General features: G+C 41.3%; 24 protein-coding genes. 16 read left to right on the top strand and 8 right to left on the bottom strand.

The window, feature by feature from the left end; genetic code table 11:
- The first annotated feature begins 65 nt into the window (after positions 1–65).
- From pgmB to BUC10_RS14865, 3 genes are all read left to right on the top strand, one after another.
- A complete protein-coding gene (gene pgmB, locus BUC10_RS14880; RefSeq protein ID WP_073181096.1) occupies positions 66–728 on the top strand; it encodes a beta-phosphoglucomutase in 663 nt (220 codons plus the stop codon).
- Between the two features lie 61 nt (positions 729–789).
- The gene (locus tag BUC10_RS14870) at positions 790–2,667 is read left to right on the top strand and encodes a tetratricopeptide repeat protein (protein WP_084732675.1); all 1,878 of its coding nucleotides are present in this window, start codon (positions 790–792) and stop codon (positions 2,665–2,667) included.
- 227 nt (positions 2,668–2,894) lie between these two features.
- On the top strand, positions 2,895–4,859 hold the full coding sequence (locus tag BUC10_RS14865; protein ID WP_165614916.1) for a thiol-activated cytolysin family protein: 1,965 nt from the start codon (positions 2,895–2,897) through the stop codon (positions 4,857–4,859).
- Positions 4,860–5,116: 257 nt separating this feature from the next.
- On the opposite strand, the gene bshC is transcribed toward BUC10_RS14865, so the two are convergent.
- A complete protein-coding gene (gene bshC / locus BUC10_RS14860) occupies positions 5,117–6,718 on the bottom strand; it encodes a bacillithiol biosynthesis cysteine-adding enzyme BshC (protein ID WP_073181092.1) in 1,602 nt (533 codons plus the stop codon).
- 147 nt (positions 6,719–6,865) lie between these two features.
- On the opposite strand from bshC, the gene BUC10_RS14855 reads away from it, so the two are divergent.
- The 6 genes from BUC10_RS14855 to BUC10_RS14830 all read left to right on the top strand — a co-directional run bounded on the left by BUC10_RS14855 (position 6,866) and on the right by BUC10_RS14830 (position 14,933).
- The gene (locus BUC10_RS14855) at positions 6,866–9,319 is read left to right on the top strand and encodes a M14 family metallopeptidase (RefSeq protein WP_073181091.1); all 2,454 of its coding nucleotides are present in this window, start codon (positions 6,866–6,868) and stop codon (positions 9,317–9,319) included.
- Positions 9,320–9,412: 93 nt separating this feature from the next.
- A complete protein-coding gene (locus BUC10_RS14850) occupies positions 9,413–10,549 on the top strand; it encodes an ankyrin repeat domain-containing protein (protein ID WP_073181090.1) in 1,137 nt (378 codons plus the stop codon).
- A 99-nt stretch (positions 10,550–10,648) separates the two neighbouring features.
- On the top strand, positions 10,649–11,752 hold the full coding sequence (locus BUC10_RS14845) for a helix-turn-helix domain-containing protein (protein WP_073181089.1): 1,104 nt from the start codon (positions 10,649–10,651) through the stop codon (positions 11,750–11,752).
- A 79-nt stretch (positions 11,753–11,831) separates the two neighbouring features.
- Positions 11,832–12,356 carry a lipocalin-like domain-containing protein gene (locus BUC10_RS14840; protein WP_073181088.1) on the top strand — a complete coding sequence of 175 codons (525 nt, stop codon included), beginning with the start codon at positions 11,832–11,834 and terminating at the stop codon, positions 12,354–12,356.
- A 94-nt stretch (positions 12,357–12,450) separates the two neighbouring features.
- Entirely contained in the window at positions 12,451–13,773 is a 1,323-nt protein-coding gene (locus BUC10_RS14835) for a carboxypeptidase-like regulatory domain-containing protein (protein ID WP_073181087.1), read from the top strand.
- 107 nt (positions 13,774–13,880) lie between these two features.
- Positions 13,881–14,933: a S66 peptidase family protein gene (locus BUC10_RS14830; protein WP_073181086.1), complete on the top strand. Its 1,053-nt coding sequence runs from the start codon at positions 13,881–13,883 to the stop codon at positions 14,931–14,933.
- Positions 14,934–15,016: 83 nt separating this feature from the next.
- On the opposite strand, the gene rocD is transcribed toward BUC10_RS14830, so the two are convergent.
- The 3 genes from rocD to BUC10_RS14815 form a co-directional block, all read right to left on the bottom strand.
- Complete coding sequence (gene rocD, locus BUC10_RS14825; RefSeq protein WP_073181085.1) at positions 15,017–16,261, bottom strand: ornithine--oxo-acid transaminase; 1,245 nt, start codon at positions 16,259–16,261, stop codon at positions 15,017–15,019.
- A 143-nt stretch (positions 16,262–16,404) separates the two neighbouring features.
- Positions 16,405–16,785 carry a DUF6768 family protein gene (locus tag BUC10_RS14820; protein ID WP_073181084.1) on the bottom strand — a complete coding sequence of 127 codons (381 nt, stop codon included), beginning with the start codon at positions 16,783–16,785 and terminating at the stop codon, positions 16,405–16,407.
- Positions 16,782–17,327, bottom strand: coding sequence for an RNA polymerase sigma factor (locus tag BUC10_RS14815; RefSeq protein WP_073181083.1), 546 nt, complete (start codon positions 17,325–17,327; stop codon positions 16,782–16,784). Before BUC10_RS14815 ends, BUC10_RS14820 begins: the two co-directional genes overlap by 4 nt.
- 118 nt (positions 17,328–17,445) lie before the next feature.
- Here BUC10_RS14815 and rlmD point away from each other — a divergent pair, with 118 nt between their 5' ends.
- From rlmD to BUC10_RS14790, 5 genes are read left to right on the top strand one after another with little or no spacing between them, the layout of a single operon-like run.
- The gene (rlmD, locus tag BUC10_RS14810) at positions 17,446–18,858 is read left to right on the top strand and encodes a 23S rRNA (uracil(1939)-C(5))-methyltransferase RlmD (RefSeq protein ID WP_073181285.1); all 1,413 of its coding nucleotides are present in this window, start codon (positions 17,446–17,448) and stop codon (positions 18,856–18,858) included.
- Positions 18,859–18,887: 29 nt separating this feature from the next.
- A complete protein-coding gene (locus BUC10_RS14805) occupies positions 18,888–19,415 on the top strand; it encodes a DUF6452 family protein (RefSeq protein WP_073181082.1) in 528 nt (175 codons plus the stop codon).
- Entirely contained in the window at positions 19,396–20,160 is a 765-nt protein-coding gene (locus BUC10_RS14800; protein WP_073181081.1) for a DUF6048 family protein, read from the top strand. The genes BUC10_RS14805 and BUC10_RS14800 overlap by 20 nt, the downstream gene beginning before the upstream one ends.
- Positions 20,161–20,170: 10 nt before the next feature.
- Entirely contained in the window at positions 20,171–20,512 is a 342-nt protein-coding gene (locus tag BUC10_RS14795) for a VOC family protein (protein ID WP_073181080.1), read from the top strand.
- Positions 20,513–20,542: 30 nt separating this feature from the next.
- Positions 20,543–20,839 carry an antibiotic biosynthesis monooxygenase family protein gene (locus tag BUC10_RS14790; RefSeq protein ID WP_073181079.1) on the top strand — a complete coding sequence of 99 codons (297 nt, stop codon included), beginning with the start codon at positions 20,543–20,545 and terminating at the stop codon, positions 20,837–20,839.
- 52 nt (positions 20,840–20,891) lie between these two features.
- Here BUC10_RS14790 and BUC10_RS14785 read toward each other — a convergent pair whose 3' ends face one another.
- Both BUC10_RS14785 and BUC10_RS14780 read right to left on the bottom strand, forming a co-directional pair.
- Positions 20,892–21,125, bottom strand: coding sequence for a hypothetical protein (locus BUC10_RS14785; RefSeq protein ID WP_073181078.1), 234 nt, complete (start codon positions 21,123–21,125; stop codon positions 20,892–20,894).
- A 63-nt stretch (positions 21,126–21,188) separates the two neighbouring features.
- Complete coding sequence (locus BUC10_RS14780) at positions 21,189–22,349, bottom strand: THUMP domain-containing class I SAM-dependent RNA methyltransferase (RefSeq protein WP_073181077.1); 1,161 nt, start codon at positions 22,347–22,349, stop codon at positions 21,189–21,191.
- 56 nt (positions 22,350–22,405) lie between these two features.
- Between BUC10_RS14780 and BUC10_RS14775 the strand changes: the two genes are divergently transcribed.
- Both BUC10_RS14775 and BUC10_RS14770 read left to right on the top strand, forming a co-directional pair.
- Positions 22,406–23,095, top strand: a complete 690-nt coding sequence (locus BUC10_RS14775) for a ZIP family metal transporter (protein ID WP_084732674.1) — start codon at positions 22,406–22,408, stop codon at positions 23,093–23,095.
- A 150-nt stretch (positions 23,096–23,245) separates the two neighbouring features.
- Positions 23,246–24,439 carry a hypothetical protein gene (locus BUC10_RS14770; protein WP_165614915.1) on the top strand — a complete coding sequence of 398 codons (1,194 nt, stop codon included), beginning with the start codon at positions 23,246–23,248 and terminating at the stop codon, positions 24,437–24,439.
- Between the two features lie 68 nt (positions 24,440–24,507).
- On the opposite strand, the gene trhA is transcribed toward BUC10_RS14770, so the two are convergent.
- A complete protein-coding gene (gene trhA, locus BUC10_RS14765) occupies positions 24,508–25,143 on the bottom strand; it encodes a PAQR family membrane homeostasis protein TrhA (RefSeq protein ID WP_073181075.1) in 636 nt (211 codons plus the stop codon).
- Positions 25,144–25,149: 6 nt separating this feature from the next.
- Positions 25,150–26,484 carry an amidohydrolase family protein gene (locus tag BUC10_RS14760; protein ID WP_073181074.1) on the bottom strand — a complete coding sequence of 445 codons (1,335 nt, stop codon included), beginning with the start codon at positions 26,482–26,484 and terminating at the stop codon, positions 25,150–25,152.
- Positions 26,485–26,515 lie beyond the last annotated feature (31 nt).

The raw sequence follows: 26,515 nt of genomic DNA, 5'->3' as shown, positions 1-26,515 counted from the left end.
AACCTAAAGTAGTTTTTTTCTTAACATTTTTCGTCATTTCTTTGCGTTCCTAAACACACCAAACTATGATTAAGGGATTCATCTTCGACTTGGACGGGGTAATCACGGATACAGCCGAACTGCATTATGAAGCTTGGAAAAGCTTGGCAGATGAAATGGGTTGGAAATTTGACCGCGATGTGAATGATAAATTGCGTGGAATCTCCAGAATGGATTCCATCAAGGTTATTCTGGACCATAACAAAACCGCACTTGAAGAAAGTAAACTTGAAGAATTGGCTACAAAGAAAAACGATATTTATGTAGCCAGTTTGGACCATATGACACCAGAAGATTATCTCCCTGGTGCCAAAGAACTGCTGACCCATTTGCGAGCAGAAGGGTTTAGCGTGGCCCTGGGAAGTGCCAGTAAAAATGCCATAAAAGTTCTTCAACAATTGAACGCCAACGGCTACTTTGATGTTATTGGCGATGGCAACAGTGTTTCCAAAAGCAAACCTGCACCGGATATTTTCCTATATGGTTCTGAAAAAATGAGCCTTCAGCCCGATGAATGCATTGTATTTGAGGATGCAGAAAGCGGAATTGATGCCGCCAAGGCAGGTGGGTTCCATAGCGTCGGGATTGGCCCTGAAGATCGTTTGGGGCATGCCGACCTTCGTTTTGACACCATGGCAGAGGCCACTTTATTCGAGGTAAAAGCTCATTTTAAAGAGCTTTTTAGCTAACTCATTCTTTTTCAAACGGTTGGTTTTAAATTCCCTATTTTTAAAGGGTAAACCAACCTCCATGAAAACATTTAAATATTGCTGTTGTTTCAGCTTTTTGCTTTTGGCAACATCTATAGTTGCGCAAAGGCCCAAAAACATTGACAGCATCATAGAAGTGACCAAGACAATGCCGGATGACACTTTGAAAGTGGCTTATTACGGTATCATCTATGAGAATTTAATGTTCAAGGATCCTAAAAAATCATTTGAGTTCGCAAAGAAGGAATTTGCCTTATCAAAAAAAATAGGGTATCAAACAGGGCTTGGAAGCGGTCAACTGCATCTTGCGGATTCCTACAAAAACTCTGGGCAGATAGATTCGGCCAAATATTATTACGATCAATCGTACCAGACTTTTAAGAAGCAAGACCATACACTTGGTTTGTTGTTTATCAATCACTCCCAGGCCTCTTTTGAGAAGAGTCGCGGGAACTACGAAAAGGCCTTGGAGTACGCCAATAGGAATATAGAGTTATACCGAAACAGGGATTCCATCAAAACTACTTATAATGCGGATTTCAATCTGATAGGAGCCGAGTATGAGTTGATCGGTAGCATCCATATTGAGTTGGGCAACTATAATATCGCACTCAAGGAAACCCATAAAGCCCTAAAGTTCTATGAACAAACCAAAGATACGATTAGGGCAGGCGATGCGCTTATGGCCCTGGGCAATATTGAAACTCTATTGGAAAACCATGAAAAAGCCACCACCTACTATGAAAAATCGTACTCCATATATGACCATTTCAACGATCAACAGTACAAGGCCTATTCGGCCAACAACATAGGAGACAATTATATGGCCCTAGGGCAGTTCTCCAATGCCCAGAAGTATTTTAAAGAAAGTTTGGAAATCGCAACGGAAATAGGGAACGAAGAAATAAAAGGAAACGCATTGATAGCCTTGGCAGGTGTGTACAGGGAATCTGAGGAACTCCATAAAGCCAAGGATTTTGCGGAAAGGGCCTTGGAAATCCACTCAAAATTGGAATACAAGAAGAGAATTGCCACCGATTTAATGGAGCTTGCGAAAATCAGTATTGCGAATAACAGCTCCATGGAAGCACTGGACCATTTAAATCGAGCGGTACAAATTTCCTCCGAAATAGGAGCAAAAGATATTCTAAGTGAATCGCTGCAATTGAGATATGGGATTCATAAAAGGCAAAGCGATTTCAAATTGGCGCTCTCCGATCATGAAATGTTCAAGACCGTTAACGATTCCATTTTTGACAAAACCAGATCCCAGCAGATAGAGGAACTCCGAACTATCTACGACACTGAAAAAAAAGAACAACAGATTGCACTTCAGGATAAAGAGATAACTGTATTGGAACAACAGGCAGAAATCAGCACACTGCAGAAAATACTCTTGGGTGGCCTTTTGGTCCTATCTTTAATTGGGTTTTATGGTATCCGCCAGAAATTGAAACGCAACAAACTTGAAAAAGAAAAGGTGGATGCTGAGCTGGCTTACAAGAAAAAAGAACTCACCACCCATGCCCTACACTTGGCCAAAAAGAATGAGGTCTTGGAAAGCCTAAAACAAAAGGCTCAAGAGCTCAAAGAAAATGAAACATCCAAAAAAGGCTATCAACAACTTATCCGGACCATTGATTTTGATTTGCAGGACGATAACAACTGGGAGAATTTTTCACGATATTTTGAAGAGGTTCATAAAGACTTCAATAGTAATGTAAAATCAAAATACCCTCAAGTCACTTCCAACGAGCTACGCCTTTTGGCTCTTTTAAAGATGAATCTTTCTTCAAAAGAGATTGCCAACATCCTTAATATTTCCCCGGAAGGGATAAAAAAAGCCCGCTATAGACTCCGCAAAAAGTTGGATATAACCACCGAAGATTCGTTACAAGACCTTGTGCTAAGCCTTTAAACATAGGCTTTAACAGCATAGTCCACCCTTTGTCCCATATTTAATTTCCAGGTGTCCACCTATTGTCCACCACAGTTTTTTCATTCCTCAAAACCAGCGATTTAGGTTTGCTGTGTCATTAAGTTGACAAACCAGTTTTGTGGTCTTGCTCGGTTAAGGGCTGCAGACCGTTTTCCGGGCAGGTCACACAAAATTGAAATCAAGTATAACCCACAAAACAAATGGTGATGAAAACAACAAAAAAATCAATCGTAAAAATGCTGGCGATTCTGTTTACGTTTATGCTCTTGGGCTGTAGTTCAGATTCAGATGAAATGGATGTCAATCCGGACCCGACCTCAAACCCCAACCCTGACCCAGATTCCGGAGCTGACCTAACATTTGCTCAAGTAGTGGCCAAAGGAGGGGATTTTGAAAGCTTCCCAGATAACAGGACAACCACAGAACTTTCAGCGTCCGAACCTCAAAATGAGGATTATGTAACCAAGAACGAAGACGGAGATGATATTGAGCAGCGGTTTGTCTGTGTAACCAAACGAGTCAGTGTTACCGACGGTAACGGAACATTCCCATTGTTCAATACCAGCGCGGATGTTATTTATCCCGGAAGCCTGCTACAGGGCAAAACATTGAACAATGCCACTCCTTCCCCCATTGTGGTTGAAAGGGCTGGTGGAACCGTTTCCTATGACCTAAACAATGGCAATCTTCAATCAAGTTTTACCGTGGATCAAGTATCTAAAAGCAGCATCCAAAATGCAATGAACAATATCATCGCCGGAGCTGGGGATGTAGTGCCCGCCAACTTCACTTTGGATATTTTGCAGATTGAATCGGAAAGTCAATTGGCCCTTGAAATGGGATTGGATGTTCAAACTTTCAGCACAAAGGTTTCTTCCGACCTCTCTTTCAGCACAGAAAAAACATTCAATCGTACTCTGGTTAAATTAACCCAACGCTATTACACTATGAGCTTTGACCTACCCACAAGCCTCAATGCTATTTTCTCGGACAGCGCTACTCCAGAACAGTTGGATACATATATTCAAACGGACAATCCCGCAACCTTTATTTCATCAGTTTCCTATGGAAGAATTTTTTATATGTTGGTGGAATCCACTTCAAGTCGCCAGGAAATGGAGGCCAAATTGAATGTTGCCTATGGTGCGTTCAGAAATAAGGTGGAAGGAGAATTAGGGGTAAGCGCTATGGAAGAACTCAATGACCTCAAAATCAAGGTTGTTGCTTATGGGGGCGATGCCGCTGGAACTTTTGAGCTTGCGGGAGAGACCAACATTTCCGATATCGCCAACAAATTGGCTGAGAGTACCGACATAAGGGCCGGTCTGCCTTTGTCCTATGTGGTTCGCAGCGTTGAGCGGCCCGACACCATTGTAGGCACCTCCTTGGCAACAGAATACGACGTGGTCAATTGTGAATTAAAAGGAGTATTGCCTCCAGGGGCTTATACCGATCTAGTGGAACTTTTTGAAGATGGCATAGGAGCCATGGGGCATGTAGGAAACAGCGATGTGGTCATCTTTAATAAGGCGGGTACCCAATATGCGTGGTATAACGGAAACACTCCGGGCATCTTGGAAGATGGTGATAGCAAAATATTTGATATTACCGATGAAAATGGTCCCCTAGGTGGTCTAGATCTTGAAAATGTTGGAGCCATGGTGAAGTTTGCGGACAATCTTGCCGAACGACTCTACATCTTTAGTGGGGATGGTTTTAGCTTACAAATTTATATTTTGAATAACTACACGGAAACCAATCAGCTACCAACAAGTCCCGTAGGAGCTGCCGGTAGCGTGCTTTTGGTAAATTCTATTTTCGGAGATAGCGGTAATTTCTTTCTAGGAAGTGAAGGCATTGGTGCCGCGGTGCGGGTTGGTGCCACAAAAATGGCCTTTTTCGGGACCAGTGGGGATGATTATCAGATATACGATTCAAGTGGCTCGGGTTCTTGGTCGCCATTAACTCCTTCCAACGAATGGTTTGGAGATGCTGAGAGTTTCAAAAACGGAAGATTATTTGATAAAGTTGGGGCAACCACAGAATTTTCAATAGGTGGGAGCAGTAGTCGATTCCTGTTCATAGAGGATACTGGCGATGAACTCAATGAATGGTTCTCCTCGGCCACTATTGGTCAGGATAGGTTTGAAGGACCTTGGGTCATTGACTAAGGTTAATTTAAGTTAGTTAAAAACAAAAGCCCCGGGAACCACTCCGGGGCTTTCAAATAAAATCAAAACCAACCTAAACATATGAGTTTACCTCATATTTTTAAAAATTTCATAGCAATTTTCACTAGTAAAACAACTAGCTTCCAAAATACCCTACCTATATTTTATTTTTTTTGAAAAAAAATGCTTCGAATCGATAAAAATGGAAGCTAAACTTCTGTTTTTAAGAAAGTTATCTAAAACAAAAAAATACAGATTTAAAACGTTAAAACCAGAAATTGACCGGCAAGTGGGTCCAGGTTTCGCATCAGTTGGGGAATGAGTTGGTCCCCAAACTCCAAATAAAGTTCTGAAAAATTCAATTGCCGTTCTTGAAGAGATTGATTTGGAAACAAAAGGTTTTGGATGTCCGTTACCCTTACGACATGGTCCTTGAGTTTTCGTTTCTGAGCCAACAACAATCGCTTTTCCAAGGCCTCCAAACCTTTCTTCTGTTTCACTTCCTGAGCTTTTACAGCTCCAAGAAAGGTCTTATCAGTCTGTTCTGCTAATTGATACATACCCTGAAACTGTTCCTCCAAAAACTTTTTCTGTTCGGAAAAGTCGATATTGATGTTGGATATTTCCCTGATTTTTTTGTTTATAAAACTATGCTGTCTTAAAAACAAGTCAGTTGTTTTCAGCTCCAACTTTTCCAATTTAGATTTCTGCTTTTTGGTCATGACCAAGGCGGAATTCCGAAGTAACAGCATGGGAAAGGTCACTCCCATAGCTTCAAAATAGGATTTGAGTTCCAGCCAATAGGCCAACTCCCCTCCTCCCCCTATGTAACAAAGATTAGGAAGAATTACCTCTTGATATAGCGGCCTGGCGATTACATTAGGTGAGAACCGCCTCGGAAATTCATTCAACTCCTTTTCCAATTCTTCTTGGGAAAATTTGATATCCGTATTGACCACTTCAAAATAGCCGTCCTTTTTTTGAAGTCGTTCCCGGATTCCGTCCTTCAGATAGAAATAGTTGATTTCCCTTGGGTTGACCTGGATTTTGTAATCCTTATCTTTTTCCTCCAATTGCTGGATGGATTCGGTAACCTTTTCATACGGCAACTGTTCAAAGATGTCCTGCTTGGCATAGGGAAGCATCAGTCGCTTTAGCCCAACATCATCGCCATCCACAATGACCAACCCTTGGGCACCAAAAAGTGTATTGGCTAAATAACGGGTTGCATCAGCCAGATTGGAATGGTTTAGATAGGATGCCGAAAACAACTCTTTGAGGTATTCCGCATTTTTGGTATCCCCAAGGCCAGCAGCAAAAGTCTCTAACAAAGGGTCCAGACCATCTGTATCCAAATGGCCCACTGCACCTGAAGCCTCCCGGTTCCACTGTACCTTTTGGCCTTTGAAATTAAAATAATTGATCTCATCAAAGTCATGATCTTCCGTAGCCATCCAATAAACCGGTACAAAATCGTATTTTGGGTACTGTTCTTTTAACCTCTTGGTGAGATTAATGGTGGACACAATCTTATAAAGAAAGTAAAGAGGTCCAGTAAAAAGATTCAACTGGTGACCTGTAGTAATTGTAAAGGTGCCTTCAGATTTTAGCAACTCCAAATTGTCCTTTGTAGCTTCGGATATCTCGAAATCCTGATATTGGGCCTGTAACCGATCAACCAAAACTGCCCTATTTTCCATGGGATAGTTTTTAGCCTTATCCTGAATTTGCTCTTTAAAATTTTGAATTTGGGGGAATCGGTTGAAAAAAGGTTTTAGATCTTCTTTTTGATCCAGATAATCGCAAATCAATTTGGAAAAATAACCCGTTTCCTTAAAAGGTATACACTCTACTTCCATTAAAGCTCAAAATGAGGTGCTAAAGATAATTCTCTTCTTTTTTTCTCATCCTAAAAATAAGTTAATTACGCATACCGTATCTCCCATTTCAAAAATGGCTATTCTGTAATTTATTGTTAGATTTGATTCGAACTAACAGCATCTTACATGACAAGATTTTTATTCTCGATTTTTGTTTTCTCCACTGTTTTTATTTCCGCACAAAATTTAAAATCGCCGTCCGAGTTCTTGGGGTACGAACTTGGTACTGAGTTTACACGACACCATGAGGTCGTAGATTATTACGAATATGTGGCCGAGACCATGCCGAACATGGTGAAATTGACTACCTATGGCCAAACCAATGAAAGAAGGCCCTTGTTGTTGGCCTATGTCTCTTCTGCCGATAATATTACCAATCTGGAAAACATTCGCCAGGAACATCTAAAGGACACCCAAGGAGATGGCGGCAATGCTTCAAAGGCAATTGTCTGGTTGAGCTACAATGTACATGGTAACGAAAGTGCAGGTACGGAAGCTTCCTTGCAAACCCTTTATGAGCTATTGACTTCAAAACGCAGTTATTTGGACAATGCGGTTGTTATCATGGATCCTTGCATAAATCCTGATGGAAGAGATCGTTATAGCAATTGGTACAATCAGTATAAGAACAAACCGTATCAGGTAGACCCAAACAGTAAGGAGCACAATGAAGGCTGGTGGAGTGGCAGAAGCAATCACTATATGTTCGATTTAAATCGGGATTGGGCCTGGTTGACACAGGTAGAAAGCCAGCAACGTCTAAAAGTGTATAACAAATGGTTGCCCCATGTACATGTGGACTTTCATGAACAAGGTGTGGATAATCCCTATTATTTTGCCCCAGCGGCTGAACCTTACCATGAAGTAATCACTGATTTCCAGCGCGACTTTCAGGTGACCCTTGGTAAAAATCACGCTAAATATTTTGATGCCAATGGTTGGTTCTATTTCACCAAGGAAATTTTTGACCTATTCTATCCCAGCTATGGTGACACTTATCCTACCTATAATGGCGCTATAGGAATGACCTACGAGCAAGGGGGAAGTGGCCGTGGAGGTTTGGGTGTTATCACGCGGATTGGGGATACCCTTACGTTAAAAGATCGTCTTACCCATCACCATACCACTGGACTTTCCACAGTGGAAGTTTCATCCAACAATTCGGAAAAACTGAATTCGGAATTCAGAAAGTTCTACAAAAATCAAAACTTTAGGTACAAGAGCTATGTCTTGAGCGGCAATCAAGACAAGATAGAGGCGCTAAAGAAACTATTGGGCAAACACAATATTGAATATGGAACTCCTTCAGTCAGTTCCGTAAAGGGATTCAACTATCAAACGGGGGCAAATGGCAGCATGTCCGTGCCAAAAAATAGCCTCGTGGTATCCACTAACCAGACAAAAGGCACCTTGGTAAAGGTCTTGTTTGAACCAAAGGCAAAGCTGAGTGATTCCCTTACCTATGATATTACTGCTTGGTCCCTTCCTTACGCCTATGGATTGAATGCGGTGGCTTCCACAGCATTGGTTTCAGGCCAAAAGAGTGAAGTGCCATCCATCAGCAACACGATTACTGGAGATACCTACGCATATATTTCGGATTGGAACAGCATGCAAGATGCCCGTTTTTTGGCCGCCTTATTGAAAGCTGACATTCGTGTAAGAAAGGCCGATCATCCTTTTTCCATTCAGGGAAAATCATTTTCAAGGGGCAGCTTAATCATCACCAAGGGAGATAACCAAAACAAACCTGACTTTATTGCGGAGCTATCCAGGATAAGTAAGGAATTTGGGCAAGAGTTAACCCCATCCAACACAGGTTATGTGGACTCTGGAAAGGATTTTGGCTCTTCCTATGTACAAATGATCACCAAACCCAAAATTGCCATCCTATCAGGGGGTCCGACCTCTACCCTTCGTTTCGGAGAGATTTGGCACTTTTTTGAACAACAGCTGCACTACCCAATTACTGTTATAGATAGCGACTATGCAGACAAAGTGGATTTAAAAGATTACCATACGCTCATTCTTCCCAGTGGGAATTATGCAACACATTTTGGTGAAAAGCAGCTGGAAAAATTAAAAAATTGGGTTAAAGCCGGGGGTAAGCTTATTGCCATGGGAGGTGCCATTAACGGTATTGATGGCGAGAAGGGCTTTGGTATCCAAAAAAAGAAGTTAGAAGAAGATTCCACAGCAAATAAGCCCAAACCACATAAAAACTCGCAAAGGGAACGTATTAAAAATGCCATTACGGGAGCAATATTTAAAGCCAAAGTGGACCATACACATCCGTTGGCCTATGGCTATGGCAATGCCTATTTTACACTTAAACTCGGAAACGCTGGTTACGAGTACTTGCCCAACGGAAACGCCGTATATCTGGAAGGGGAAAATCCAAGACCCATATCTGGTTTTGCAGGTAGCGAAGCCATAAAAAAAGTGAGCAACTCCCTACTATTTGGAGCTGAGCAAGTGGGGCAGGGCAAGGTAGTGTATATGGTGGACAACCCACTATTCAGGGGATTTTGGGAAAATGGAAAGCTCTTTTTTGCCAATGCTCTATTTATGGTGAACTAGTTTCCACATTCATTTTATAGGAGAAAATCTTTTCGCCTACACCAAGAGACATTCTTTTTCTCAGGGTGGGTTATTTTGGCAAAAAGAAAACAAATGCGCAAACATTTTTGGGTGCTGTTAATGGCATCTTGTTGTTCAATTGGCTGGTCACAGGACACGAGAGTATCGCCAAAAAAAATCGATACGTTTTTTAAGGCCCTAAAGGAGAATGATCTACAAACAGTCAAGAAATCCCCAACTCATTTCAAGGATGTAAAGGATTCAGCTGGATTTTATCCCATTTCCATTGTGGTTCGACAAAAGCATCCAGAACTTCTAAAAGTTCTGCTGGATAAGGGCGCCAATCCCAATCTTGCCAACCATGACAATCTCCGTACCACCGCCTTGATGCAATGCAGCAATGTAAACAGCCCCGAAATGGCCCGATTGCTCTTAGAGGCTGGGGCAGACGTGAACAGTATTGATAAAAATGGTGACCCGGTAATTCATTGGTCCGCCTACTATGGTCAAACCGAGCTCACTAAACTTTTCCTGAAACACGGAGCAAAAACCGATCTAGCAAGTATCCATGCCAAAGGGGTATTGCAAGTGGCCCTTAAAGAATGGAAATCCGAAATTGTTGCTCTCCTATTAAAAAATGGCGTAACGACGGTGTCATTGGATTCGGAAAAACAAACCTTGGCAGATGCTGTCAAACTCAATGAATTAAACACCTTAAGTCAAATAGTATCGGAACAAAATGCAAATAGTACTGACGCTTCGGGGACGCCTTTGCTGGTGATAGCTTCGGAAGAAGGGCATTTGGAAACGGTGAAGTTACTCCTGTCCAAGGGAGCCGATATTAACGGTATGAATCCGACTGGTCATACCGCCTTGAATCGAGCTATCTATTTTGAACAGCTCGAGGTAGTGGACTATCTTTTGGCTCACAACGCAGATGTAAATCGTACCGATAGTAGGTTTGTTTTACCACCACTAATTGCTGCCGCCATCAAGAATGATACATCCACTGGTCTAAGACTCATCGAAAGAGGCGCCAACATCAATGTAGTGGATAAGATCAATACATTCTCTCCCCTAACCTGGGCCGTTATTTATGGCAATGCGGAATTCATAAAAATGTTATTGCCTTTCAAACCTAGACTGGACATCGAAACAACCTACGGTACTACTGTTTTTGAAATGACCCAAAACCAAGAAATCCTGGCACTCCTACATTCGAAAAACTAACCCTTTCTCTGTCCAAGGCCTTACTCCGTATTGTATCTCCCTACACAAAGAGACATCAAAATTTCATGTAAGCGTATCTTTGGAACTCAACTATAAAACATGGCTTGGCACATTGTCCTTTTTCTCTTTTTCGTTGCAATAGGAACTGGCATAGGCTTTCTTTTTTTCTTCAAAAAAAAGGGAAATAAGTTTGCCAACATCCTATTAGGGGCTTACACCCTTCTTTTCTCTTATGAACTGCTCTACAACTGTTTAAAATGGTCTAATAAATTGGGGGAACCAGAATTTGTGCACCTGACCAATACGCATTTTCCCTTATGGATTACCTATGGCCCTCTCGTCTATATATTTTGCAGAAGTGTGCTGGTAAAACCGGGATTTAAGATGTCGGATGTACTATTCCTTGTTCCAATTGTAGTGCTCATACTATTAAATGCTCCCTTCTATTTTTTGGGTACTGATGCGAAACTGGAAGTGCTCCAAAAAGGCTCTTTTGGACAACATACCTGGATGCCCGTTGGAAGTATCTGGGTCGTTATTGCCATGATGTTTTTTTATGGTTTTTTGACCTTTCGTCATTTTGGTCCACACAGGAATTCAGGGTTTCGTCAGAACAAATGGTTAAAATGGTTTATTGGGTCTTATTTTGGCTTCGCCATAGCTTTTTCCTCCTATATCTTTCTAACCCGTTTCAATCTGATGAATCCGGCTTACGACTATTTTGTAGATATCGTAATTGTTGGTTTTATTGGAATACTAAGCTTCTTTGGGTTTGTACAGCCGGAAATCTTTGCAGGAAAGGCTCTTCAAGAAGTAATTCCTTTTATAAAGTACAGAAAAACTGGCCTATCCAAATCCTTATCCCTGGAAATGAGGGACAAGCTGCAACGCATTATGGTGTCGGAAGAGCCTTATTTGGAGAGCACCCTGCGTTTAGATGATCTGGCCAAAAAACTCAATCTATCCAGAAACCATACTTCCCAAATCATCAACCAGCATTTTAATCTTTCCTTTTTCGATTTTGTAAACAAATACCGGGTTGAGGCCGCCAAAAAGTTGCTCACCCAAACCGAAGAGAAGGCCACGATCGCCCAAATTGCCTATGATGTTGGTTTTAACAACCGTGCCTCCTTTTATAAGGCTTTTAAAAAATTTGAGAAGCAAAACCCCACCCAATACATGAATCCCAAGCGAGCATCTTAACCTAAAAATGGTAAAGGTTTACACAAAGAGACAACTTTGATACCTCTTCATTTTACATTTATGGAAAGTATTGTCCGTGATGAACTGGTTAAAATATTGTTGCATACTACTGTCTCCGTTGGTGCTGTCCTGTACAAAAAGAGAAAAGGCTGAAAGAAATCCTTTATTGGGTTCTTGGGCCATTGAAAAGGTCCAATGGATTTCCAACGATACTATCGTAAGTAGAATTCCGGCACAAAAAGGGATTTTCTTGGTAACTCCGGACCGTTATAGTATTTGCTGGACTCCCCTGGAACATGAACGAACTCCATTTCAAAATTTAAGTAATCCCACTGAGAATGAAGTTTTGGAAGGGTTTGGTTCCATAGTTTTTAATACCGGTAGTTACGTTAATTCCGATTCTACCATCATTACCACGGCACACATGGCGAAAGTACCGGGTTTTGAGGGAGGAAAGCAATTCTATCATTATCAATATACAGGAAATACACTGACCCTGAAACTATTTGATGAAACTTATCCCGATGGAAAAAAACCAGATTGGCTTGGAATCTGGCAGACGCAATTTAGTCTTGCACGAATATCAAATTCTGCAATTGACTGAAATCCAACACCGGATGCAAAAACTTAGATTCAATTATATCGCTAAAAATCATTAATTTAGAGTAGTAGTTTTTTAATCAAAAACCGCAGTAAACATGGATGAAAATTGTAGAAGAATTCAAAAAAAGACCTTAACGGCAGCTTTGACCTTAATATGTTTAATAGCTTTTGGAACCAAGACCTCCCTTGCGTTCCAAAACCAAGAAACCGAAACAAAGTTTAAACAATACAAAGGGGAAGTGATTGATGCTTCCTCTAAAAAGCCTTTGGTGTTCGCTACCCTTTCACTGGAAGGAACAAATATTAGTACCATTACCAATACTGAAGGAAATTTTATCCTTAAAATTCCTTCGGAATTAACGGATGGGACCGTTGTGGTATCTTTCTTGGGCTATAAGAGTAAAAACATTTTGCTTTCCCAACTAAAACCCAACAAAAACAAGATTTCCTTGGTGATTTCCGTAACGGAACTATCCGAAGTGGATATTAACGCCCCTAAGGATGCGGCCGCTTTGGTCAAAGAAACTTTGGCAAGAAAAGGGGATAACTATTTTGATGACCCAACATTGATGACCGCCTTTTACCGGGAGACCATTAAAAAGCGTAGAAGAAATGTCTCACTTTCAGAGGCGGTGGTAAATATTTACAAAACTCCCTACAGTTCAGTTCGGAAGGATGCGGTGGAGTTGTACAAAGCCAGAAAGAGCACCGATTACAGTAAATTGGACACCATTGCGCTAAAACTCCAAGGAGGCCCTTTCAATACTTTATATGTGGATATTATGAAGTACCCTGATTATATTTTTGCCGATGGCTCCATAGCAGACTATAAATTCACTTTTAGTCGTTCCACCCGTATTAATGACCAACTGATTTATGTTATAAATTTTAAGCAGTGGGAAAGTATAAAAGAACCTTTGTACACGGGGGAGCTCTTTATTGATGTAGAGAAAAGGACCCTTACCAGTGCCATTTACACATTGAACATTACCGATAAGCACAGGGCTGCCCGACTTTTTGTACGGAAAAAACCTGCCAAAGTAGATGTATGGCCAACTGAAGTAGCCTATCGTGTGGATTACCGTGAGAAAGGTGGAAAATGGTATTATGGCTACAGCAATGTATTGCTGGAATTTAAGGTGGATTGGGAAGATAAATTGTTCAATTCCGTTTATAGTATGACTGCCGAAATGGCCGTGACGGATTGGGAGAGAAATTTACAAGGAAACGCGCCAAAATCCAGGGAAAGACTTAAAAAGTCCATTATTCTTAGTGATGAGGCGGTCGGATTCTCGGATCCCGATTTCTGGGGCGAGTACAACATTATTGAACCAGAGAAGTCCATTGAATCGGCCATCAAGAAAATCCAGCGACAGTTACGAAGGGCAAAAGCCAAAGGTGGTGCTGCCGCTCCCTGATCAAAAACATATAGCCTTGCCCTGAACAGGCAATGACAAAAAGTGAAAAATAGTCACCATATTTATGGTGGCTATTTTTGTTTAAGTAATATCCAAAATATCTTTTCATGATAAAAAGAAGGCAATTTATCAATCTCTCGGCCTTGCTGTCTGTTTCAGCAGTGCTGCCCAAAACTGACCCTGTAGTAAAACATTGGGGGCAGAGCACATCAAAAATACTTCCAAAGCGACTAAAAAAAGGAGATACAATAGGACTCATTGCTCCGGGTTACGCTGTTAAACCGGAGGTTATGAAAGAAATGAAAGATACCCTGATGGACATGGGCTTTATTCCCTTTCACACGGACCGTATCCTTGGGAATCATGGCTACTTCAGCAATACGGATGAGGAAAGGGCCACTGACCTCAACACTATGTTTGCAGACCCTGAAATCGATGCCATTCTTTGTGCTAGGGGTGGATACGGCTGTACCCGTATCATGCATATGATCAACTATGATACCATTAAATCCAATCCCAAGATTTTGGTTGGCTTCAGCGACATTACGGCCCTGTTAAACGGTATCTATAAGGAAACGGGGTTAATCACCTTCCATGGTCCAGTGGGCAGCACCCTAAATGATGCTTACAGCAAGGAACAACTTAGAAAAACACTTCAAAGACCAAGGCAATCCCAAACCATCAAAAATGTGGTCCTGGAAGACCCAGAACTCTTGGAAAATCCAGAATATGAACGTTATACCATTACTTCCGGCACTGCAACGGGAAAGCTGGTTGGTGGCAGTTTAACCTTGATCAATGCCCTTATTGGAACACCTCATGAGATTGATTTTACGGACGCCATTGTTTGCATAGAAGATGTTGAGGAAGCACCGTATAGAATGGACCGTATGCTGACACAACTCATCGAAGGTCCAACATTTAAAAAGGCAAGAGGGATTGTGTTTGGGGTTTGTGCAGGTTGCAATTCAAGTTCCAATCCTATTTCCTTTAACTTAAAGGAAGTGCTCATGGATAGAATTGCACCCTTGAATATTCCTGCTGCTTATGGTATGAGTTTTGGACATGTCCCCGGCAATTTTACTTTCCCTATTGGGATCAATGCGACATGGGATGCAGACGAAATGACGATAAAACTCTTGGAAAAAGTGGTTTCTTGAGACAGAAATAAGACCAAAAAAGAAATATACTCCATAAAAAAGGGCTTGGTAAACCAAGCCCTTTTATCAAACCTATATCGGTTTTATTTTTCGAATTCTTGGAGCGTTTTTATGATAATGGAAACACAATCCAGCAACTGCTCCCTATTCATTACCAAGGGAGGTGCAAAACGTATAATATTCCCATGGGTGGGTTTTGCCAACAAACCGTTGTCACGCAATGCCAAACAAATGTTCCAAGCTGTGGAACTTTCTTCAGTATCATTGATTACTATAGCATTAAGTAATCCCTTTCCCCTCACTTTTACAACTAAATCACAGGTAGTAATGAATTTGTTCAGTTCGCTTCGGAAAAGCTCCCCCAATTCTTGGGCATTTTCTGCTAGGCCTTCTTCATGCACCACTTCCATAGCAGCCATACCAACGGCCGCCGCTACGGGATTTCCACCATAGGTGCTCCCATGACTGCCCGGGGTAATCACATCCATAATTTCATCATTGGCCAATACTGCCGATACCGGGTATGCCCCTCCAGACAGTGCTTTACCCAGTACTAAAATATCAGGCTTAACATTTTCGTGATCCACCGCCAACATACGCCCCGTTCTGGCAATTCCGGTTTGTACTTCATCAGCTATAAAAAGTACATTGTGTTTTTCGCACAAAGCTTTGGCCTCGGATAAATACCCCTCTGTGGGAACATAAACCCCAGCCTCTCCCTGAATCGGTTCAACTAAAAATCCTGCTACATCCGAATTGGATTGCAAAGCAGCTTCCAAAGCTTCGAGGTTATCGTAAGCTATTTTGATGAACCCTTCTGTATAAGGGCCATAATTTTTTCGGGCCACCGGGTCGTTCGAAAACGAGATTATTGTGGTCGTTCTCCCATGAAAATTGTTCTCACAAACAATAATTTTGGCCTGATTTTCTGGAATGCCTTTTTTCTCATAGGCCCATCTTCTGCAGATTTTTACTGCTGTTTCAACAGCTTCTGCACCAGTGTTCATGGGCAAAAGCTTATCAAAGCTGAAAATTTCGGTGACATACTTTTCAAACTTTCCAAGCATGTCGTTGTAAAAGGCCCTTGAAGTAAGCGTCAATGTTTTCGCCTGATCCATCATTGCCCCTACAATTTTGGGGTGGCAATGCCCTTGGTTTACTGCGGAATATGCCGATAAAAAATCATAATACTTTTTACCTTCAACATCCCAAACATATACGCCTTCCCCCCTGCTCAATACTACAGGAAGTGGGTGGTAGTTGTGGGCTCCGTACTTGTTTTCTAAATCTATCGCTTGCTGCGACGTTAAGTGCTCTAAAACAGCCATTTTAGTAATTTTTAAATTGATAAAACAACTATTCCTTCTGTACCTTTATTCTTCCGAAGACTCGAAAAAGCAGCGTGGGAGAGAAATCATCCCTAGTAGAGCCCCAAAAATATTAAATATTTCAACAATTTTCAGGTAACATCCTACTTTTTATGGGCCAATGCCGAAACCTGAAGCTCCAGTCTTTTTAGTTCCCTAAGTATATCATTTTTATCCATCTGCATCCAAACGAACAATTTAATCATACTCATACTGGCCAAACAAGCGGTAATGCCAACACCCCATTTTATAAGTTCATTGGTCACCTCTGTATCCAAAAATTCGACCACGCAATAAATCAACAGGCCAAAGATAACCAGATTGACCAGGTTCATGATAATGGCCAACCACGCAGTTTTTCCTTTAAAGACACCGCCTAGTTTTTCCAGTATATTCTGCTCGCCCAGTTCGTCGTAAAATTTTGCTTCCTCCTGAGATAAAGCCTCTTTGATCAACTTATCTATTTCTTCCATCTCTTTTTTCATTGCTTTTGATTTAAAATGATTTTTTTCAATTTTTCCCTTGCATGGAACAAGCGTGATTTGGTTGTTCCGACTGATATTTCCATGATATTCGCTATTTCCTTGAGCGAATATTCTTGGGTATAGAACAGTCTAAGTACTGTTTGTTGGTTTTCAGGGAGCTCTTTAATGGCCTCCAACAGCCGCTGCAACCGAAGATTCTTTCCCTCCAAAGTATCTTGGAAGTTAAACTCCCTTTCGTAGGTTTCCAGGTGCTTCTTGTCTCGTTTAGCCTTGTTTAAGTAATCCAAGGCTCTTCGAGTCACAATTCTAGTGGCCCAACTGCTAAAGCTATCCGGGTCCCTCAATGTTCCCAGTTTTTTGATGATCACCCCCCAAGAATCCTGAACAATATCCTGTGAGGCATCCACATCCAAGGTATAGCGATAGGCATGATGGCATAAGCGCTTATGATGGCGTTTTACCAGAAGGGCAAGCGATTTTTTGTTACCGGATTGGTATTCCAGTACCATCAATCCATCAAATACGTATCCTGTTCTTTTCATACGAATATCTACTACAAGGACGAACAGCCATCAAAAAGGTTCAAAAACGGATGGTTTTTCTATGTACATTTTCACAAGTTACTTGTTCTTTATGGAAACCGATGATTACTTTTGCGCCATGCGTAGAAAGAATAGGCAACGAACGTTTGAACATGTTGAAGTAGTTGATGCCGGAGCAAAAGGAAAAGCTGTGGGCAAGGCACCCGACGGTAGGGTAATTTTCCTCTCCAATGCTGTCCCAGGTGACGTTGTGGATGTATTGACCACAAAAAAAAGAAAAGCCTATTTTGAAGGGAAGGCAACGAAGTTCCATACGCTTTCTGATAAAAGAACCGAACCAAAATGCGAACATTTTGGGGTTTGTGGAGGGTGTAAATGGCAACATATGGGTTATGAGCACCAACTCTATTTTAAACAGAAAGAGGTAGAAAATAACCTACTAAGGATTGGTGATCTGGAACTGCCAGCCATCATTCCTATTTTGGGGTCACAAAAACAGTATTTCTACCGAAACAAAATGGAATTTTCCTTTTCCAGTAGTCGATGGCTGACCGAAGAGGAAATCAAGTCTGAAGAGGAAATTCCGGACCGAAACGCCCTTGGGTTTCATATCCCAGGTATGTGGGACAAGATTTTGGACATTGAACAATGTCATCTTCAGCAAGACCCGTCGAACGCAATCCGTAAAGAAATTAAAAAATTTGCCGTCAAAAATGGACTTTCTTTTTACAACCCAAGACAACAGGAAGGTCTTTTACGCACACTGATGCTCCGAACCGCATCAACCGGTGAAATTATGGTCTTGCTACAATTTTTTGAAGACACCAAGGATCAAAGAGAGCTTTTGTTAGGTCATATCCAACAAAGTTTTCCGGAAATCACTTCCCTTTTATATGTAGTTAACCAGAAATCGAATGACACCATTTACGACCAAGAAGTGATATGTTTTTCTGGACGCGATCATATTTTTGAGGAAATGGAGGGATTGCAGTTTAAGATAAATGCCAAATCCTTCTATCAGACGAATTCAAGTCAAGCTTACGAACTGTATAAAATTACTCGGGATTTTGCCGGGCTAACCGGAGATGAATTGGTATATGACCTGTACACTGGTACTGGCACCATTGCCCAATTTGTTGCCAAAGGGGCAAAAAAAGTCATTGGGGTAGAATCGGTTCCCGAGGCCATCTCGGATGCTAAGGCCAACGCAAAACACAACAATATCTCCAATGTGGATTTTTATGTTGGCGATATGAAAAATGTGTTCAATAAAGATTTTATAGCCCAACACGGAAGTCCAGATGTAGTGATTACGGACCCGCCTAGAGATGGGATGCACAAATTGGTTGTGGAACAGCTTTTACAGGCGGCTCCAGATAAAATTGTTTATGTGAGCTGCAACAGTGCCACTCAAGCCAGGGATTTGGCACTTATGAAGGAAGATTATAAGGTCACAAAAGTGCAACCGGTGGACATGTTCCCACAGACCTTTCATGTTGAAAATGTTGTACTTTTGGAAAGACGGGTATAATTTTTGATAATGTCTGTTTTTAATTTTTAATGAAGAAAATACTCCCCAGCTTACTTATTGCTTTCTTATTGATTCATTTTGCCTCCTGTGAAAAAGATGATATCTGTGTTGACGGTGACACCCCTTTAATTGTTGTTGGTTTCTATGACATTGAAGATACCACTGTATTCAAGGATGTGCCTTCAATCAGAATAAGGGCTGTTGACAACGATCAAATCCTATCCGATTCCGATGCATTTAGATTTAGTGATCGAACAAATTCCCCTGATTCGCTATCCATTCCGTTGCAAATTTCCACCGGAAGCACCCAATTTGAATTTATTTCGGACTCTGCAGACGATGCAGATACAGGTGAAGAAACCGGAAACATTGACCAATTGACCGTCAATTATGCAGTAAGGGAAGAGTTTGTTTCAAGGGCGTGTGGCTTTGTGGCCCAATTCGATAACCTATCCATCACCTTACCGGAAAGCGCCGAAAACTGGATTCAAGATATTAATGTGGTACAGCAAACTGTAGAAAACTCCAACAATATCCATGTCAAAATATTTCATTAGCATTTTAATTTTTTCCATTGGATTTGCGGCAATTGGCCAGGATGAACCTATAGACCTACAGCCCAAGGATACGGTGGAATATAAGCAAGAATATGGTCTTCGTGTTGGTATTGATTTGAATAGGCCGTTATTCACCTTCCTAGATGACGATTACACTGGTTTTGAAATTGTAGGTGATTACAGATTGACCCAAAAACTTTATCTCGCCGGTGAATTGGGAAATGAGGAAAAAACGCAGACCGAAGACCTGGGAGGCACACCGCTGTACAACTATACTACCTCTGGTAGTTATCTAAAACTGGGCGTCGATATCAACACATATGAAAACTGGTTTGGTATGAACAATGCCATTACCATTGGGGGAAGGTATTCCTACGCCACATTTAGTCAAACCTTGAACCAGTACAGCATTTTTGAAGGAAATCGTTTTTTTAACCCAACAGAACTTTTACCCGGTGCTCAACCGGGAGAGGAGTTTAGTGGCTTAAACGCCTCTTGGTTAGAATTTGTGGTAGGGCTCAAAGCAGAGCTCTTTGCCAATATTTATATTGGAATGAGCGCAAGGTTGGGGTTCTTGATAACAAATTCGGAAGCGGAACGTTTTCCCAATCTTTGGATACCCGGGTTCAATAGGATTACCGACGGCAGTAATTTTGGTGTCAGCTACAATTACACCATCTCTTATTTGATACCTTTTTATAAAAAGTCAAAAAAGAAAAAAGAGCTTCCCGCCGAGTCCCAATAAGTCTACCGCAATGAAAAATTCCCATATCAATTACGTTGAGTTCAAGGCCAAGGATTTGGAAAGGACCAAGCAATTCTACCAAAATGCCTTTGGCTGGACTTTTACGGATTATGGCCCAACTTATATCGCCTTTGACAACAGTGGTCTTGAAGGTGGTTTTGAGCAAGCTGATGACCCAGTCGTGAATGGAGCCCTAGTGGTACTTTACCACGAGAATCTTTCCCAAATCCAACAGCGTATAGAAGATGAGGGGGGAATAATTTCCAAACCCATTTTTTCGTTCCCTGGTGGAAGTCGCTTTCATTTTAAAGATCCTACTGGAAATGAATTGGCCGTTTGGTCCGATAAATAAAAATGTCATAGAAATAGTAATCCGTCAATTATGATTATTAGGGTCTTTACTGCAGAAGTTCCATTGGAACTTCACAACGAGTTTGAAGAGAAATTTAAAGCAATATCGGTTCCTTTGGTCAATAGCCAACATGGACTTTTGAACTTGGAAATTGCAAGGCCCACGACTTGGAATCCAAAAACTTATCTCATGGTATCAAAATGGGCCACGAAAGAGGATATCATAAATTTTGCCGGTCAAAACTGGAACCAAGCGCATATTCCAGCGGGAATGGAAAAATATATTGAGTCGTGCACCATTGCGCACTTTGTAGATATTCCCATATAAAAAAGGAGCCAAAATTGACTCCTTTTTAAAGTTAGGATAGTATCGCTTAAGTTTAAGCTACTTTCTTAAAGGCTTTTTTAGCCTTTGTTGCTTTTTTTACTGCTTTCTTTACTTCCAATTTCTGGGCTTTAGCCAATTTGGACACTTTTTTAATCGCCTTTTTCTTTACCTTTTCTTTCTTATACGCTTTTACCAACTTAAGCGCCTTTTTGGCCTTTTTCTTTTGTTTGGCTACCTCTTTATTGGCCTTTTTTAGTTGTTTTTTAAGCTTGCTCTTTTTAGACATATTGCTCCACAAAGATTTCAGTAAAGTTAATTAAAATAGAACTTAATGTAAATAAATTGTAAACTATTTAGATTGATTCTTAGCCTTCTTACTTCCCGCATACATCTCATACTTTACAAGTCTCGACTCTAGTTTGGCGTTATACGCTTTGATCTTTCGTGATGGCCGTAACCCCACATATTTTAAGGCTTCCATGTTGGAGCTGATCATCCACGCTTCGGTGCCAGAGTACTGTTGTTTTAGGGTATCTCCTATACGCCCATAAAAATCGTCAGCCGCTATGGGTAATCGTTCCCCGTATGGGGGGTTAAACACCATATGCAATTTAGCTTCCACAGGTTTTTCCGTCCTAAAAAAGTCCTTTCGTTCTATATTTATGTATTCGGTCAGATTTGCGTTATCAACGTTTTCTTGTGCCTTCCTTACCGCGGACGGAGCCTTATCGTATCCCAGAATACGATGACGAAATTCCCTGGTTTTGTTCAAACTCGCATCTACTATTTTTTGGTGGAGTTCAGCATCATAATCTTTCCAGTTCATAAAGGCATAATGATCCCTATTGATATTTGCAGGAATATTGCATGCGATCATGGCGGCCTCTATCAAAAAGGTTCCGCTGCCGCACATCGGGTCCAAAAAGTCGGTCTGTCCATCCCATCCACTATGCAATAGCAAACCGGCCGCCAACACCTCGTTGATTGGTGCAATGTTCGTAGAAATCCTATACCCCCTTTGGTGTAGTGAGCTACCTGAGCTATCCAGGGAAATGGTACAGTTATTTTTATAGAGATGTATGTTTATTCGAATATCCGGGTCATGGGAATCCACGTTAGGTCTGTTTTTGGTGACCGCCCTAAACTTGTCCACAATGGCATCCTTGGCCCGTTGCGATACGAACATGGAATTTCTGAAAACATCCGAATTCATAGTGGTGTCTATGGCAAAGGTCTTGTCATCATCAAAGAGTTCTGGCCAATCCATCTCCAGTACATTGCGATACAGTTCCTTTTCGTTGTGCACCTTAAATTTGGAAAGGGGTTTCATGACTTTCAAGGCTGTTCGCAAACAAAGATTGGCCTTGTACATAAAACCAGTGTCACCTTCAAATGTAACATTGCGCACGCCTTCCTCTACCCTTCCAGCTCCAAGATTCCTAAGTTCTTTCGCCAAAATAGGCTCGAAACCATATAGGGTCTTGGCCAACATTCTAAAGTTTCCCGCCATTATCAACAAATAAGTTTCCGTAAAAATAGGCTATTTTTGCGCCTTCAACCTAGCCTATGGATTTTCCCGTATTGTTGATTTTTTTGCTTCCTATTTTAGCCGTTTGGGGAGGATTTGCCTTTGCTTGGTTTGCCCAACCCAAGGATAAAAAAAAGGTGCATCTGTTGTTGGCATTCAGCGGGGCCTTTTTGTTGGCACTAATTTTCTTTGAGTTGCTGCCCCATGTCTACCAGCACGATAACCCACGCCTTGTGGCAATACTCATTTTGTCCGGTGTTCTACTCCAAATCTTTCTGGAATTCTTCTCGAAAGGGGCAGAACATGGTCATATGCACCTGAATCTTGAGGAAAACCGTTTTCCCCTGTTATTGTTTTTGAGTCTGTCCGTTCATGCACTTGTAGAAGGAGTCCCCATTTACGACAGTCAACCCATCCTCTATGGTATTGTCATTCATAAAATCCCTGTTGCGATAGTTCTAGGTATCTTCCTATTGAATTCCAGGATGAAAAAAGTAACAACTTTGCTCTTCATGGGTGCTTTTTCACTGATGACCCCAATGGGAAGCTATTTGGCCCATCATTCCTCTTGGGTAGAGGACCGAGGTTATTTATTGACTTCTTTGGCTATTGGGGTTTTCCTCCACATTTCTACCATTATCCTATTTGAAAGTTCCCAAGGGCATTCCTTTAACCTGCGCAAACTGGTTGTGATCATTTTAGGTGTTGGTTTGGCCTACTTTCTGTAAAATCCCATTTTTCCCATAACGTTCAAAAGATCCGTCAATCCAAAACGGGCATCCGTCAATTCAGAACGGGGTTCTGTCCATTGATCCCTAATCGGCGTGGAGAACCCAACTACATTCGCGCCATAACCTTAAAACCTTTTTAAAATGAAAATGAGAAAATTAGCCCTATACGCATTGGTATGCGGATGGGTATTTCTGAATGTGAATTGTGGCAAGGATGATGACCCAAATACCACTTCCGACGATGTCAATCCACCAGTGAGTGAAGTGTTTTACAATATCACTCAAACAACCATCAATGATGACGCTTATACGGCTCCTGGAGAACTGTCATTTTTGTACTCTTTAAACAATGGGGGTTCCTATACTGCTGAAATACCCAAGGATTTATCCAAAGGCGATGAGCTTTGGGTTAAAATCAATAATGGGGAAGTAGACATTTACGAAGAAGACTTTTATTTTGATTGGTCTGGGTCTTCAATTGCTCCTGCAGATACGGAAAGTGATGTGGCAAAGTTTGTAATTAAAGAATCAGATTTGACCATCTCCGCTTCAGTAACGGATAAGGTAGAGCTGTTGGTCTCAAATCGAGATACCGGGCAATTTTATGTTTTGGACTTGACCGATGGGGGGTTAACGCCTGCTTTTACAGCTATGAAAACAGTAGAGGAACCACTAATAAGGATACGTGGAGTTGTTTACAATTATAATGATGGGCAACTTTATGTTTCCACAACCAGTTTTGGGGCAGATCGGTCTAAACTATATTCCATTGATCCAACGAACTTTCAAGCCAAACTAAGGAATGAAAACAATGATGAGAATGATAACAAAATCTGGGAAAAAATTACGGATTTAATCATTAGTCCTGAAAACTCAATACTTGCTACCCTGGAAATACAGTTTCCTTTTGTGTCGGCATTAGCAAGTTTTGATTCATCCGGCTTACTTAATGAATCCATAGATTTTAACGGAGATGATTTTCCATGCTGTGGTTTGGGATTGACATATGGCGGAAGCAACCAAGAAATAATTGTGGGTACAGGTAACTTGGATCAAATTAAGATTTATAAATCAAATTTGACTTTAACAGAGCTTGAAGTCATGGTATTGACCATGGAAGGTTTTTCCAATGAGAACCCTGTAGATTATGAAATAAGAAATCTAATTCATAATGATTCCGGGATCATCTATGCTCTACTTCACGAATTTAGTGAAACTACCAATACTCATATTGCACAAGTGGATTTGGAGAACAACAAACTTATCCATATTCACCAAATTGGAACAGGTGGCCAGCAGCGTTATAACGGGTTGGCAGCTATTCCAGCTTATGCCTTTTAAAAAAGTAATATTTTAATGGATTATAAATCAAGGAGAGGGCAATTGCCCTCTCTTTATGCAACAACTATTCACGGTAAAACTTTGTAAATCATAATCCAATGGCTAATTGCGCCTCCGAGGACAAAAAAATGCCATATCAAATGGTTAAATGGAATGCTCTTTTTAGCATAAAAGAAGATACCCAAGGTATAAAATGCTCCTCCAAGAGATAAGTAAAAAAGCCCTTGCGAGGATATATTATCAACAAGGTATGATCCATCCAACACAATAATCCATCCCATAATGGCATAGAGCGCAAGGGAAAAGGCTTCAAATTTCCCAGTAAAAAAAAGTTTCAAAATTGTTCCAAATAAGGCTATTCCCCATACCAAATAAAAAAGTAACCATCCCTTTGAACCAACAAGTACCGTAAGGCAAACGGGAGTGTAGGTTCCGGCAATCAGGTAATAAATACTGATATGGTCCAGAATACGAAGTTTCTTTTTAAGTTTTGGGTTTTGGACTGCATGGTAAATAGTGGAAGCGCTAAATAGCAGTATCAGCGATATACAGTACACAAAAATGCTTTCAAATAGGAATGGCTTTTCGTCCAAATTCTGTTGAAACAAAAAAAACATCCCAGATAGGGAAAGGACAATGCCAAGCGCATGGGAATAGGCATTCCATTTTTCTTCCAGCAATTCAGATTTGGGACGGGGGGTCAAGAACCTCTATTTATAACGTTTACCATGCTTGATTACCATATCCACATCTTGTAGTAGGCTAATGTACCTCAATACATCTCCTTTAACGGCAATAATGTCTGCGTATTTACCAGGAGTAACCGTACCAACATCATCTGCAACGCCCATCCAAAGTGCTGGCCAATACGTAGCCCCACGAATAGCATACATGGGGTCAATGCCAAATTCATTTACCCAAACATCCAATTCGTGCCACGTAGATTGGCTATGGAACTTCATGGGGATTCCACTGTCCGTTCCAATCATCAAAACTACACCAGCATCCAATAGTTGATTGATTTTGGTCTCCAAGGTGGGCTTCCTTGATGGCATTAGTTGAAAATATGGAAGTCGGTCAGGGTGTTGAATGCTGTTCTTAATGTCCGTAATAATGGTATCTGGTAATCCCAAATGCCACGAATCATCATCTACAAATTCAAGATTATCCCTGTTATATTCAAAATTGTACAAAACTTCTACGGTTGGGCACCAAAATAATGGCCCCTGGCTCATGTCGGCCGTGCGTTCCTTGATCATTTCCATAATATCATCGGGATATCTGGGAGCAGATGACAGGCCCGTATGCTCAAAACAATCCACACCAACTTCCAAACCTCTCCGTATTTCTTCAGGTCTGTGGCTATGTGCCACCACTTTCAAACTGTTCTTATGGGCTTCATCGACAACAGCTCTGACTTCGGGCATTGTCATCCGATCATGGTCAATCAACTTGATGACATCCACTCCTGCCTGAGCCAATTTCCTTACCTTCTTTCGACCATCTTCAGGACTATCAACACCCCATCTTGAATTCTCGGTACCTGGATAAGGTTTATGTTGTATAAACGGCCCGGAGACGTAAAGGGTGGCTCCAGGTATTTCGCCATTGTTTACCGCATCACGCACCGCGATACTGGGTTCCAAAGGGGCGCCCAAGTCCCTTGCACTGGTAACTCCGGCCAAAAGCAATTGGTGGACGGAAGCGGGCATTATCACATCTTGCCAAAGTGGTTGGTATACTTTGTCCCAATATCCATAATCCGAATGACCCGTTAGTTTGGTATGGACATGCATATCCCATAACCCCGGTAAAACGGACATTCCTTCCGTGGAAATAATTTCGGCCCCTGAGGGTATTTTGGTGTTTGCGATGTTCCCGACCTCTATAATTCTTTCTCCCTTAATAAGAATGACACTATTCTTAATAGGGTCTGCACCAAATCCGTCTATAAGCGTTCCGCCAACCAGCGCTTTTATCTGATTTTCTTGGGAACTTCCCATAAAGGATACCAACAAAAATGTTAGAAGAAGAAATCGATTCATCCTGTTTAAGTTTTTTAAATTGAAATGTGTC

This window comes from Flagellimonas flava (genome assembly GCF_900129665.1).
Classification (GTDB): Bacteria; Bacteroidota; Bacteroidia; order Flavobacteriales; family Flavobacteriaceae; genus Flagellimonas; species Flagellimonas flava.
This window is presented reverse-complemented; position numbering and strand designations above follow the sequence as displayed.